A 12467-nucleotide genomic window follows, 5' to 3' on the forward strand; every position below is an offset into this window, starting at 1 on the left:
CGCTTCCCGCATGCTCACCCAGCTCCTAGTGTCGATCCCACGAGCACGGACGAACACGGAGGTCATCACGTGCGAGCAGCAGTTCTGACGCGGTTCGGCGCCCCGCTCACGGTGCGGGAGGTGCCCGACCCCGAGGCCAGGGGCGGTGAGGTGGTGGTCGAGGTCCTCGCCACCTGCGTGGCGCCCTACGCGGCCGAGGTCTTCGGCGGCAAGCGGAACTACCCCCTCGTCCCTCCTGTCGTGCCCGGTATCGGCGGCGTGGGGCGGATCGTCCACGTCGGCCCGGACGCCACCCGGCTGCGCGCCGGCGACCTGGTGTGGTGCGACTCGACGGTGCGCTCGCGGGACGACGCCCTGACGCCCGACATCACGCTCCAGGGCTGGAGCTCGCGCGGCGAGGGCGGCGCGCGGCTCGCCCGGTACCTGCACGACGGTTCGTTCGCCGAACTCATGCGGGTCCCGACGGAGAACGTCTTCCCGCTGCCCACCGTGGCAGGGGACGATCCGGCCCGCTGGGCGGCGCTCAGCGTGCACACCATCCCCTACGGCGGGCTGCTGGCAGGCGGGCTCGCGGCCGGCGAGACGCTGCTCGTCAGCGGGGCCACCGGCAACCTCGGCAGCAGCGCGGTCGCGGTCGCGCTCGCGATGGGAGCGGGCCGCGTGGTCGCCCCGGGCCGCAACCAGGCCGCGCTCGACCTCCTCGCCGACCGGTTCGGTCCGCGTCTGCGCCCGGTCCCGCTGACCGGAGACGAGGCCACCGACCGCGCGGCGATGTCCGCGGCGGCCGACGGCCCGATCGACATGGTGATCGACCTGCTCCCGCCGAGCGCACCCAGCTCGGTGTCGCGCGCGGCGGCCATGACCGTGCGCGAGTACGGCCGCGTCGTCCTCATGGGCGGCGTCGGCATGCTCGGTGGCGACGACCTCGCACTCCCGTACCCATGGATCATGCGCAACTCGATCACCGTGCGTGGGCAGTGGATGTACCCGCGCACAGCCAACGTCGGTATCATCCGCCTCCTCGCCTCGGGCGCTCTGGATCTCGCCCCCGAACACGTCCGGTCGTTCGGCCTCGATGCCGTCAACGACGCCATCGCGTACGCCGCCGCGCACGGCGGCCCGTTCGACCGCACCAGCCTCACCCCACCGGCCGGCTGACAAGGCCCACTGATCCCCACCACGGGGCTCGGCCGGTCACTGCTTCGTTGCCGGTCCTTCCACGCGGTGATCACCGGCTCGATCAACGACCACTGCCCGTCCGATAACTCACTCGGATACGGCTTGCGTTCACTCACCCCACCACCCCAACAGACCGCAGGCGGCGGACCAGTAGATTCCGCCCATACCCACATCATCAGGCGGTCACAGGACCACTGAAAGAGTCCAGAACCACCCTGTAAGATCTCGGCGGACAGGGGTGCGAGCCGCGCATCACCGAGGTCGAGCGCTCGAGGACCAGCGGCCTGGTCAACCGGCCGCCGCCGGGCCGGCTGAACGTACAGCCGGGCGGGGACCTGGCCGCAGCCGACGGGAATGGGCCGCCGAAGTGACGGACAGAGCCATGCATCGTGCCCACAACACCGAACCGCCTGTACCGTCCAGCGACACCGGCAGGTGTACGACGCCGGGCACGGCCCCGCTTGCCATCGCGCTGCCCGGAACCCTCTGTGCCCCGGCGATATTCGACGGACTCGGACACGCGCTGGCGGGACACTGCCGGCTGCGGGCTCTGTCGTGGATGACGGATGCCGACGCGTACCGCATCCCCGCGCTCGCCGAGTGGGTCGCCGACCGCATCAGGGCGGACAGCAGCGAGCCGGTGGTCCTGATCGGCCATTCCACCGGCGGGGCGATCGCCCTCCAAACCGCCGCACACCACCCCGGGCTGCTGAGAGGGCTGGTACTGATCAACACCGGCCCCCACATACGGGGGCACGGAGACGTGGACACTCTGATCGACGCCATCACAACGGACGGAGTCGAGGCCATGACGCGGCGTGTGATGCAGCGCTCGTTCAAGGTCCCTCCGCCCGCGGCCGAGTTGGAGCGCTTCCTCGCCTACGGCAGCGCCATCCCCACGCGGTCAGCCGTGGACGCGCTGACGAGCCAGCGCGACACCGATCTGACACCGGCCCTTCCCACGATCCACGTACCGGTCGCGGTCGTCCACGGACGGCACGACCCGGTACGCACAACCGCAGACGCCGCGGCAATGGCTCAGACGTTCCCGAACGCCACCTTGCACACGGTGGACGCGGGGCACAGCCCGATGTACGAGTGCCCCGACGCGGTGCGCGCCATTGTCGTGGAGCTCTTGACCCGTACGGCCCGTTGACGGCCACGGCCCGGTGGAGTCCGGCAGCGGTCAGGCGCGGACGGGGACGCCAACTGTCGGTTCCCTTGAGCGGTGAACGATGAGGCCGGGGCCGCGCCCGCCCCGGACCGCCTTGGCTCAGCCCGGCACGTCCATCAGGGCGGTCACATAGGCATCCAGCCGCTCCTCCACGGCTCGTGTCGTCAGCTCCGTCCTCCCCGCCTCCCGCCATGACTGCGACACCAACCGCACTGTTTCCGAGAACGCCAGCCCGTCCCGCACCCGCCAGTACAGCCGCTCGCTCGCGGTCGCGGCCGGCACCCCGCCGGCCTCCTCATACGCCTCGGCGAACCGCAGACCCCACGCCGGGCCGTGCAGCAGCGCGAGATTGGTGGAGCAGTGCGCCACATCGAGATCCGCCGGGCCCCAGGAGGCCGCTGCCCAGTCGACGACACCGGTGATCCGGACGCCTGCCGGCCCCGGGGACAGCACGTCGTCGAACAGCACGTTGCCGGGGTGGAAGTCCCGGTGCAGGAATCGCCCTTCATAGGGCGGCGCGGGCTTGCGGATCACGTCGATCGCCGCGGCCCATGCCGCCGCGTCGGCGCACTTCGGAGTCACGACGGTGTCGGCGGTCGTCAACGCCACATACTCCCGGGGCCGCACGGCGGGTCGCACTGCGTGGATCTCCACGAGTTGACGGGCCAGCAGAGGGACGCGCGTCTCCAATCCCTCATCGTCCAGGACCGTCCGGCCCGCCAGATGTGTCATGAGGAGCGATGGATACTCGCAACGCGCGGCGGTCGGATCAACCGCGACCAGCCCAGGAGCCGGCACGCCGGTCCCCGTGAGCAGGGTCAGGGCGCCGGCCTCCCTGTTCAGCCAGTCCTCGGCGTGCTCCACGTTGACGAAGGTCCGCAGCACCAGGTCACGGGTGCCTCCGTCCCGGGTTCCGATGGTCAGCCTCCGCATTTCGGCAGTGATGCCGCCGTGCAGCGCCTCGGTTCCGACGATCCGTTCACCGACCTCCAGGTGCCCGCTCGCCCAAGCCAGTGTCGACGGTCGGACAGCCGCCGCCTCATCATGGTTGGTCACCCTGCCACCTCACCATCCGGACGGCGGCACGCGCGAAAGGTTTATCGGAGACGATGGCCGTGCTCAGGTGAAGCTATTCCGGAGCGCTACGGGCAGGGGCGGGAAGGCGGCCGCCGAGGAGACTGCCAGCGCCCGGCATGTGCGGGGGCAGGCCGAGTGCGGTGAGGATGCGGTACGCCGTGGCGGTGGCCGCGGACAGGACGGGCAGGCCGACCGCGTCCTCGGCCGGCTGGATCGACGGCAATGACGGCATCTGGACGCATGCCGACAGTACGAGGGCGTCGGCACGTGACAGGTCCAGGCGCCGCAAGTGGTCGAGCAGATCCGCCGGGTCCAGCCGGGCGACGGCAAGATTGTCCGGTACCTCCAGGCTCAGCGCGTCCACGACCTCGATGCCCGCGTCCTCGATGTAGTTCGCGACCAGCCCCGTGAGCGGCTTCATATAGGGCGTGATGATCGCGACCCGCTTGGCCCCGAGTGCCTTGATGCCATCGAGAAGGGCACCGGCGCTGGACACCACGGGTGCCTGTGCGCCTTGGGCGCGCAGCACAGTGGTGATCTCGTCCTCCGCCGTGCAGTGGTACCCCGTGCCCTGGGCCATGATCGCGACGAGACAGGCTGTGGCGACGACGTCCGGCCGTGCGTCGGCGAGTTCCAGCGCGGCACGCTCGGTCTGCGCGTTCATGGCGCGCAGCTGCTCGGGGGTCACATGCTGCATGCGCATCCGGCTGCTGTGGAACACGAACCGGTCCTCGGGGACTGCCGATTCGCGCAGCCGCAGGATCCGGGGCAACTCCGTTTCCATAGTGAGGTTCGAGCTGGGCACGATCAGGCCGATGTGGTGGTCGGTCACGGAATCCTCCGGTTGTCCGGTGTACGGGGCTCGCCCACGCCCCGGGGCCCGTTCCCGTGGCCTGCCGTGCCACGGCGGTTCACCCGTCCTGGGTCAGTTGCTCCCAGTGGTCGGCGAGGGATGCGAGCAGGTTCGTGATGTCGTCGCGCTGCTGCGGTCCGTACGGCTCCAGGAGCTGTTCGTCGAGCAGACGGGCGCGGCGGTTCGCGTCGTCGAGGGTCTGTTTGCCTTCCTCGGTCAGGTAGAGCAGTTTGCGCCGGCCGTCGTCGGGGGCCGTTGTGCGGACGATCAAGCCGCGTTTCTCCAGTCGGCGGGCGACGTCCGTCATGGTCGACGTGTCGAGGGCGACCGCTGACGCCAGCGAACGCTGGTCGTGCCCCGGGCTCGCGTCCACGACCTGGAGCAACGCGAACTGCGGCCCGGTCAGGAGCGGGTCGACCGCCCTGATCCAGACGGCGAGGTATGCCTGGTACAGGCGCCGGACCTGGTACCCGGGCGCGGTCGTCAGCGCGGCGGGTGGCCGGGGCCGCGCGGAGGTCGAGGGTGCGGTTTCGTCAGCCATGGCGCCTACTTAAGCACGCCGCGTCATCGCCCCGGCGCGGGGATCGAGTGGCTGGGAATCGAGCGGCCACCGGTCAGGCGAGCATCGGGCGCAGTGCCTCCCGCAGACTCGCGAGGGCGGCGGGAGGATTGTCCCAGAACAGCATGTGGCCGGCGTCCGGTATCCGGCTCAGTGAGGCCGTGGGGTTCTTCCGGGCCGCCTCTGCCGCGCCCGCCTCGGTGACGACGGGGCTGTCCGCGCCGTACAGCAGCACCGTGGGGCCGGGCACGGAGGGCCACCAGTCGAAGAAGTCCTCGCTCTCGAAACCGCGGTGGGTGGCCGTGATGGCCTCCTCGCCGCAACTGGCCAGCCACCGGGCCCGCAACTCCAGCTCCCGGTGCGGCCACCGTGGCCACGCCCCGGCCACTTCGTCGGCGGTGGTGCCGCGTACGGCCTGGGCCAGCTGGTCCAGGAAGGCGTCCACGGGTGTCGGGTAGGGTCCGCGCCCCGGGCCGCTCATGGGCGGGTCGCCCAGGACCGTGCCCCGGAGCGGGACCTTGTTCCGCGCCGCGGTGACCGCGGCGATGCGCGCGCCCATGGAATGCCCGAACAGCACCGGCCGGTCGAGCCCGAGCCGCATGACGACGGCCTCCGTGTCCTCGGCGTACTCCTCCAGGCCGTAGTCGCCGCCACCGTCGGACAGCCCGCGCCCGCGGACGTCGACGACCACCGGACGTACGAGGTCGGTCAGCTCACGCACGACGAAGTCCATCGTGATCGCGGGACTGGTGATGCCGGGCAGGACGAGGAGCGGGACACCAGTGCCGCCGTAGTCGAGGACGTGCAGGCGGGTGGCGCCCGAGCGCACCCAGCGGCTCGTGGCGGGCACATCGGCGAGATCGGCGAGCGCGCTCTGCGGCAGGCGGCGGGCAGCCGGGGACGGGTGCGGGTGCGGGGTCATGCGGCCTCCAACGGCGGGTGGTGCGAACAGGGCAAGGTCATGGCGCTTGGCCCGGGAGCGCTGAGAGGTAGGCGATGGCGTCCTCGAGGCCGATCACATCGCCGTACTTGGCCTGGATGTCGAACAGGTTCGCCTCATGAGGACCCGCCGCGCGGTCGCCGACGCATTCGCGCGGAACCAGCACCGAGAACCCGCACTGCACGGCGTCGACCGCGGTGGCCCGCACGCAGCCGCTGGTCGTCGCCCCGCAGACGAGCACGGTGTCGCGGCCGAGCCCGGTCAGCAAGGAGGCCAGCGTCGTGCCGAAGAACGCGGAAGCGCTCTTCTTGGCGATCACGTGGTCCCGTGCCCCATGCGGCAGCCGTGGATCGATCGTGACTTCCTCGCTGCCCTCGACCAGGGCGCGCATGCCCCGCGCCTTGTGCAGCCAGGTCACCGCGTCTCCGGTCGCCTCGGCCGCGGTGTAGGCGATGGTCGTGAACACGACCGGCACTCCGGCGGGACGGCCTGCCTCGATGAGCGCGGACGTCGCACCGACCACCGCGGTCAGATCGGCCCCCGACGGGAACCGGTCCTCGGTGAACCCGCGCGTGAGATCGACCACGACGATCGCCGGCCGGTCGCCGCGCCGGACCGGCGCGCCGAAGCCCGCCCGGTCGTAGGTGCGTTCCGTGTCCTGCCCGTACTGCGCGTAGCTCACAACGACCTCCGCAGGGCGCGCAGTTCGCGTGACTGGGCGCGCATCCGGCCGACGAGCAGGCCCTGGACGAGACCGAGCGCGAACACCCCGGCGAGCATCCCGTACTTGGCGGCTGCGGGGCCGAACACCATGGACAGGCCGTCGAGTTCGGATTGCTGAGCGGGAGCGGCCGGCGTGCGGACGGGGTACGCGGCGGCGGGAGCGGTGGTTGAAGGGGCGGCGGGCACCGCGGACAGCGGACCGGGTTGCCCGGCGGCATGGTCCTGATCGAGCAGACCGGCCAGGTTCTGCGCGAACTGCCGCAGGATCCGCTCCGATACGGCGCCGATCGCCCCCTTGCCGAACTGAGCGATCTTGCCCCGGATCACCAGATCCGTGGCGAGCTGGAGCAGCGCGCCCTCGGGTGCGCCCAGCACATCGAGGACGACTTCGGCCTCCGCGTCGCCACTTCCGTGCGTGTCGGCGCCGCGGGCGTGGACTCGCAGCCGCCGGTGCTCGGAGTCGACTTCCAGGAAGCGGACCGTGCCGGCGTACGCGGCCGTGATCGGCCCCACTTTGACCTTTACGCTGCCCTTCCAGGTGTCGCCGTCCTGCCCTTCGAGCGCGGCGCCCGGCATGCACGAGGCGACCCGTTCGACGTCGTTCAGCAAGGCGAAGACGTCATCGGGTGAGGCTTTGACCGGAATGGAGTTGGTCAGCCGCATAGGTCAGTTCTCCTTGCTGTCGCACGCCCGCGCGCAGGCCCGGCGGCGGGCCGTCGCACAGGCGTCGATCGCCTCGACGATGGTCTGGTAGCCGGTGCACCGGCACATGTTGGCGGCGACGACCTCCCGGATCTCCTCCTTGGTCGCCTCGGGCCGCTCGGCGAGGAAGCCCTCGGCGAGCATGAGGAACCCCGGTGTGCAGAAACCACACTGCAAGGCGTGGTGCTCGCTGAACGCCCGCTGGAGGTCGCTCAGCAGGTTGCCGTCGGCCAGGGATTCCACCGTACGGATGCGGGCGCCCTCGGCCTGTGCCGCGAACATCAGGCAGGCACGTACGGGCCGGTCGTCGACGAGCACGGTGCAGGCGCCGCAGATGCCGTGTTCGCACCCGACGTGGGTTCCGGTCAGGCGCAGCTCGTGGCGGAGCACATCGACGAGGGTGCGGCGGGCTTCGGTGATCACCTCGTGCTGCTCGCCGTTGACATTCAACGCGATGAGCTGTGGCTCCCGCGGCGTCATGAGGGTGTCATCTGTCATGGAACGGGCTCCGGGTTCAGGGCGCGGTGCACGGTCTGTGGCGTGATGGGAGTGTGGTCGAGTTCGGTGCCGGTGGGACGCAGGGCGTCGTTGACGGCGTTGAGGACGGCGGGGGGCGCCCCGATGGTGCCGCCCTCTCCGGCGCCCTTCGCTCCCGTGGCGGTGAATGCGCAAGGGGTTTCGAGGTGGTGGATCGACACCTCGGGGATCTCGTGGGCCGTGGGCACCTTGTAGTCCATGAAGCTCGTCGCCGACGGCTCGCCGACCGCGTCGTAGGTCACCTCCTCGTACAGGGCACCGGCGATGCCCTGCGCGATCCCGCCCCGGCACTGTCCCTCCACGACCTGCGGGTGGATCGCGACGCCGCAGTCCTCGACGCACACGTATCGCAGAATCTCCACCTGCCCGGTGTCCTGGTGGAGCTCGACGACCACACCGTGGGTGGCGTTGGAGAACGTGCCGTCGTTGAAGACGTCGAAGGTGGCGGTCGCGGTCAGACCCGGTTCGATGTCCTTGGGCAGCAGGTCCGCCCGGAGGTAGGCGACGTCGGCGATCTCCTGGTGGGTGAGCACATCACGGGCACCGTCGCCGCCTCGGCGGCGCACCTGGCCCTCCGCCAGCTCCACCTCCTCCGGCTCGGTGTCCCACAGCGCGGCGGCGATGGCGCGCAGCTTGTCGCCGAGTCGCTCGGCGGCCAGGCGCACCGCACTGCCCCCGACGGTGATGGACCGGCTCGCGAAGGTGCCCCAGCCGTAGGTGACACGGTCGGTGTCGCCCTGGTGGAGCCTGACCCGGGCGATGTCGAGGCCGAGTGCGTCGGCGACGATCTGCGCCATTGTCGTCTCGTGGCTCTGCCCGTGGCTCATCGTGCCGGTGGTGACCGTCACCGCGCCGCTGGTGTCCATCCGTACTTCGGAGATGTCGAAGCCCGGCACCACCTGCATCTTGCGCTGCGCGAAGGCCGAGGAGCCGTATCCGGTGCGCTCGCTGAAGCAGGCGTAGCCGATGCCGATGTGCCGTCCTTCGACCGCCGCCGCGGTCCGCGTGTCGTACCAGCCCTCGTCCCTGACGACCTGCTCGCACAGGTTCAGGGACTCCAGGTACGAACCGGGGTCGTAGGTGATGTTGTTGACGCCCGTGTAGGGGAAGTCGGTGATGACATTGCGGCGGCGGATCTCCACCGGGTCCAGGCCGAGTTCGCGGGCGGCGCGCTCGAAGAGCCGCTCGACGACCATCACGTACTGCGGGCGGCTCACGCCCCGGTACGGTGCGGTCGGCGCCTTGTTGGTGGTGATGGCCCGGCCGCGGACCCGGTAGGCGGGCACCTTGTACACCCCGGGCATCTCGGCGGACGCCATCAGCGGCTCGATGCCCGCGGTGAACGGGTAGCAGGAGTAGGCGCCCATGTCGCACACCACGTCCGCGTCGAGAGCGAGGATCCGGCCGTCGGTGTCGAAGGCGGCGCGCGCCCGGTAGTGCTGCTCGCGGGCGAGAAAGGACGCGGACAGGGCGTCCTTGCGGTCCTCGATCCATTTCACCGGCCGCCCCAGTCTCAGCGCGGCGGCGGCGGCCGCGATCTCCTCGCGCCCGACCACGCACTTCTGGCCGAAGCCGCCGCCCATGTCGGGGACCACGACCCGCACGGCTCGCTCGTCGAGGCGCAGGCAGCGCGAGGCGACCGTCCTCACCTGGTGCGGAACCTGGGTGCAGGTCTGGAGGAGAAGTTGCTCCTCGCGGTCGTCCCAGTGCGCCACGGCACCACGGGTCTCCAGCGGCAGCGCGTTCTGACGGCCGGTCGTGACGTCCACCTCGACGACGCGGTGCGCCGTGTCGAAGATGTCGTCGATCCCGTCGGTCGCGAAGAGCGAGACGTCCACGAGGGTGTTGCGGGCGGCCTCGTCGTGGACGAGCACCGCGTCGTCGGCGAGCGCGGTCTCCTCGCCGAGGACCGGTGGCAGCGGGGCGTACTCCACATGCGCCGCCTCCAGGCCGTCCTCCGCGGCGTAGGCGTCGAGGCCCACGACGATCGCGAGGGGCTCACCGACGTAGCGGACCTTGTCGCGGGCGAGGACCGGCATGGCGGTCGGCACGAACTGCGACCGGGGCCGTCCCAGCTGAGCGGTGATGTCTCCGATGGCCAGGTCGTCCGCGGTGAACGCCGCCACGACACCCGGGACACGGCGTACCGCCGACAGGTCCACGGACACGATCTCGCCGTGCGCGACCGTACTGCGCACGAACTGCGCGTGCAGCATGCCGGGCAGGGCGATGTCGTCGACGAACCGGCCGCGCCCGGACACCAGCCGCCGGTCCTCCCGGCGCGGGACCGACCGGCCCACCAGCGGCCGCCCCTGTTCCTCACGTGTCATCGGGACATCGCCTCCTCACAGGCGCGCCGGACCAGGGTCCGGACCAGTTCCTTGCGATAGTGCGGGCCGCAGGACGCGTCGCCCGGGGGGTCGACAGCCGCCGCCGCGGCGGACGCACAGGCGTCGAAGGAGCCGCCGCCGGTCAGCACCGCCTCCGCCTCCGGAACGCGGATCGCCGCTGCCGCCACACCACCGAGCGCCACCCGGCCGCCGCGTACGGCACCGTCCACGACGTCGAGGTCCACGGCCGCCGCCACGATCGCGAAGTCGCCACGTCGCTCGGCGAACTCGGTGAGCGCCGCGTGCGGCGCCGTCCGTGGGAAGACGATCTCCACCAGGAGTTCGTCCGGGGCGAGGGCGGTCGTGTAGTAGCCGAGGAAGAAGTCCCCGGCCGCGATCGAGCGTTCACCCAGCGGGCCGCGTACGACGAACTCGGCGTCCAGGAGCACCGCGAGCAGACACCATTCGGCGGTGGCGTCCGCGTGTGCCATGCTGCCCCCGACCGTGCCGCGGGTACGGATCGGCAGATGCCCGATCCAGGCCATGGCCCGGCGCAGTACCTCGAAGCCCCGCGCGAGTGTGCCCGCGGGGTCGGTCTCCACCGTGTGGTGGGTGGTGAGCGCCCCGATCCGCAGAGCGCCGTCGGCATCCCGGTGCATGCGGTCGAGCTCCCGGAGGCCGCCGATGTCGACGAGGTGATGCGGGCGGGCCAACCGGAAGTTCATCATTCCGACCAGGCTCTGTCCGCCCGCGATGGCCTTGGCGTCGTCACCCAGCTCGGCCAGCAGCCGTACGGCGCCGGCTACGTCACGGGCCCGGTGATACTGAAAGGGCGCGGGCTTCATGGGTTTCCTGTCCTCCCTTGCGTGGGTCGCCTCGGGTGCGGTTCCGTGCGTGTCCCGGCGGCCTAGACCACCGTCTGTTCGCGGACCGCGCGAGGGTCCTGAGCCCGGGCGTCCGCGGTGTCTCCGTCCAGGGCCCGGCCCTTGGTCTCCGGCGCCGCGATGGCCATCCATATGACGGCGGCCAGCACCGCGAGTCCGAGCACGGCGAACGTCACGGCGAGCCCGAGCGCCGGCCACATCACCGACCCGAACAGCAGCGGCGCGAACCCGGTGAGTGCCCGGCTGACCGAGGAGGCCCAGCCGAAGCCGCTGGCCCGCAGAGGCGTGGGGTACAGCTCGGAGACGTAGGCGTACATGACGGGGATGGCGAGCTGCATCACGAAGCCGAACACGGCGATCGCCACGACGGACCCGGTCGGCGCCCTCATCACCAGCGCGAACACCACCAGCGCGAGGGTGGCGACCGGAGCCGAGACCCCGATGAGCCACTTGCGGCCGACCACGTCCACCAGGGCGGTGGAGACGAGGACGCCGAGGATGCCGACGCCGCTCATCACGGTGGTGTTCATGAAGGTGGCGGTGTCCCCCAGGCCCTCCTCCTTGAGGATGGAGGGCATCCAGCTGAGAGCCGCGTAGTACACGAGCATCACGGTGGCGAACAGCGACCAGGCCACGGAGGTGACGCGCGGGCTGTGCGCCCATATCTCGCGCAGCTGCTCCACGGCGGCGGCCACACCGCGTCGGCCGGTCCCGGCGACGGGCTCCGGGATGACGTACGGCTCGGCGGGAGCGCCGGTACGGGCGACGAGGTCGTCGATGACGGCCCTGGCCTCGGCCTCGCGTCCCTTCTTCGTCAGGTAGACCGGTGACTCGGGGATGCCCCGGCGCACCCAGAACAGCAGGAGCGCGGGCAGCACCATGGTCGCCAGCATCCAGCGCCAGTTGCCGTCGAGGGGGAGCATCACCGTCGAGACGAGGCCGCACAGCGTCACACCCACCGGCCACCACAGGTCGAGCGCGGTGAGCACCCGGCCGCGGTACGCTCGCGGGGAGAACTCACCGACCAGGGCGTAGTCGACGGGGATACAGCCGCCGAGCCCCACACCCGCGAGGAAGCGCAGGGCCAGGAAGAGCGGGTACGTGGGCGAGAGGGCGCCCAGCACCGAGAACAGGGCGAAGATCAGCAGCGTGACGCTGAACGCCTTCGTGCGTCCGATGCGGTCCGCGACCGCGCCCCAGGCGATGGCTCCCACGGCCATGCCGACGAGGTTGGCGGTCGCCACGAGCCCGCGCCCGCCGAGCGAGAGGTCGAAGTGCGAGCCCAGGAGCGGCATGAGGAAACCGTTCAGGGCTATGTCGTAGGCGTCGAAGAGGTAGCCGAGACCTCCGATGATGAAAATGCGGCCCTGGACGCCCCATCTCCAGGGAAGTTCCTGAACGATCTGATCACCGGTTTTCATGTTCGCTCCACGGTGGTCGCGTATCGGGTACATGCCGCGCCATTGCGGGTGTGGTACACACGGCTCGGGCGTGCTGGTCGTCAGTGCC

General features: G+C 70.9%; 12 protein-coding genes and 1 pseudogene. 2 read left to right on the forward strand and 11 right to left on the reverse strand.

Annotation, left to right across the window (positions count from 1 at the left end):
* The first annotated feature begins 69 nt into the window (after positions 1-69).
* Positions 70-1158, forward strand: coding sequence for an alcohol dehydrogenase catalytic domain-containing protein (locus tag CGL27_RS01395; protein WP_205587591.1), 1089 nt, complete (start codon positions 70-72; stop codon positions 1156-1158).
* A 53-nt stretch (positions 1159-1211) separates the two neighbouring features.
* Here the strand turns inward: CGL27_RS01395 and CGL27_RS01400 are convergent.
* Positions 1212-1295: pseudogene (locus tag CGL27_RS01400) on the reverse strand (IS5/IS1182 family transposase); the annotation flags it as partial.
* Between the two features lie 266 nt (positions 1296-1561).
* Between CGL27_RS01400 and CGL27_RS01405 the strand changes: the two are divergent.
* Positions 1562-2335: an alpha/beta hydrolase gene (locus CGL27_RS01405; RefSeq protein WP_119983870.1), complete on the forward strand. Its 774-nt coding sequence runs from the start codon at positions 1562-1564 to the stop codon at positions 2333-2335.
* Between the two features lie 117 nt (positions 2336-2452).
* On the opposite strand, the gene CGL27_RS01410 is transcribed toward CGL27_RS01405, so the two are convergent.
* The 10 genes from CGL27_RS01410 to CGL27_RS01455 form a co-directional block, all read right to left on the reverse strand.
* On the reverse strand, positions 2453-3409 hold the full coding sequence (locus CGL27_RS01410; protein ID WP_119983871.1) for an aminoglycoside phosphotransferase family protein: 957 nt from the start codon (positions 3407-3409) through the stop codon (positions 2453-2455).
* Between the two features lie 73 nt (positions 3410-3482).
* A complete protein-coding gene (locus CGL27_RS01415; protein ID WP_119983873.1) occupies positions 3483-4262 on the reverse strand; it encodes an aspartate/glutamate racemase family protein in 780 nt (259 codons plus the stop codon).
* Positions 4263-4341: 79 nt separating this feature from the next.
* Entirely contained in the window at positions 4342-4824 is a 483-nt protein-coding gene (locus tag CGL27_RS01420) for a MarR family transcriptional regulator (RefSeq protein WP_078638096.1), read from the reverse strand.
* Positions 4825-4897: 73 nt separating this feature from the next.
* Positions 4898-5764 (reverse strand): alpha/beta hydrolase, encoded by an 867-nt coding sequence (locus CGL27_RS01425; protein WP_119983875.1) that lies wholly within the window; start codon positions 5762-5764, stop codon positions 4898-4900.
* A 37-nt stretch (positions 5765-5801) separates the two neighbouring features.
* Complete coding sequence (locus CGL27_RS01430; protein ID WP_119983877.1) at positions 5802-6464, reverse strand: isochorismatase family protein; 663 nt, start codon at positions 6462-6464, stop codon at positions 5802-5804.
* Positions 6461-7168: an SRPBCC family protein gene (locus CGL27_RS01435; RefSeq protein WP_119983879.1), complete on the reverse strand. Its 708-nt coding sequence runs from the start codon at positions 7166-7168 to the stop codon at positions 6461-6463. The genes CGL27_RS01430 and CGL27_RS01435 overlap by 4 nt, the downstream gene beginning before the upstream one ends.
* Before the next feature lie 3 nt (positions 7169-7171).
* Positions 7172-7705, reverse strand: coding sequence for a (2Fe-2S)-binding protein (locus CGL27_RS01440; protein ID WP_203348306.1), 534 nt, complete (start codon positions 7703-7705; stop codon positions 7172-7174).
* Positions 7702-10074: a xanthine dehydrogenase family protein molybdopterin-binding subunit gene (locus tag CGL27_RS01445; protein WP_119983880.1), complete on the reverse strand. Its 2373-nt coding sequence runs from the start codon at positions 10072-10074 to the stop codon at positions 7702-7704. The genes CGL27_RS01440 and CGL27_RS01445 overlap by 4 nt, the downstream gene beginning before the upstream one ends.
* Entirely contained in the window at positions 10071-10919 is an 849-nt protein-coding gene (locus tag CGL27_RS01450; RefSeq protein WP_119983883.1) for an FAD binding domain-containing protein, read from the reverse strand. The genes CGL27_RS01445 and CGL27_RS01450 overlap by 4 nt, the downstream gene beginning before the upstream one ends.
* Positions 10920-10981: 62 nt before the next feature.
* The gene (locus tag CGL27_RS01455) at positions 10982-12379 is read right to left on the reverse strand and encodes an MFS transporter (RefSeq protein WP_119983885.1); all 1398 of its coding nucleotides are present in this window, start codon (positions 12377-12379) and stop codon (positions 10982-10984) included.
* Positions 12380-12467 lie beyond the last annotated feature (88 nt).

Origin of the sequence: Streptomyces sp. 11-1-2 (assembly GCF_003595545.1) — a bacterium.
In the GTDB taxonomy this organism is placed as follows: Bacteria; Actinomycetota; Actinomycetes; order Streptomycetales; family Streptomycetaceae; genus Streptomyces; species Streptomyces hygroscopicus_B.

Coding starts and splice junctions, on each gene's coding strand:
- CGL27_RS01455 (WP_119983885.1), bottom strand. CDS start 12,379: ATGAAAACCGGTGATCAGATCGTTCAGGAACTTCCCTGGAGATGGGGC.
- CGL27_RS01445 (WP_119983880.1), bottom strand. CDS start 10,074: ATGACACGTGAGGAACAGGGGCGGCCGCTGGTGGGCCGGTCGGTCCCG.
- CGL27_RS01440 (WP_203348306.1), bottom strand. CDS start 7,705: ATGACAGATGACACCCTCATGACGCCGCGGGAGCCACAGCTCATCGCG.
- CGL27_RS01405 (WP_119983870.1), top strand. CDS start 1,562: ATGCATCGTGCCCACAACACCGAACCGCCTGTACCGTCCAGCGACACC.
- CGL27_RS01420 (WP_078638096.1), bottom strand. CDS start 4,824: ATGGCTGACGAAACCGCACCCTCGACCTCCGCGCGGCCCCGGCCACCC.
- CGL27_RS01450 (WP_119983883.1), bottom strand. CDS start 10,919: ATGAAGCCCGCGCCCTTTCAGTATCACCGGGCCCGTGACGTAGCCGGC.
- CGL27_RS01435 (WP_119983879.1), bottom strand. CDS start 7,168: ATGCGGCTGACCAACTCCATTCCGGTCAAAGCCTCACCCGATGACGTC.
- CGL27_RS01425 (WP_119983875.1), bottom strand. CDS start 5,764: ATGACCCCGCACCCGCACCCGTCCCCGGCTGCCCGCCGCCTGCCGCAG.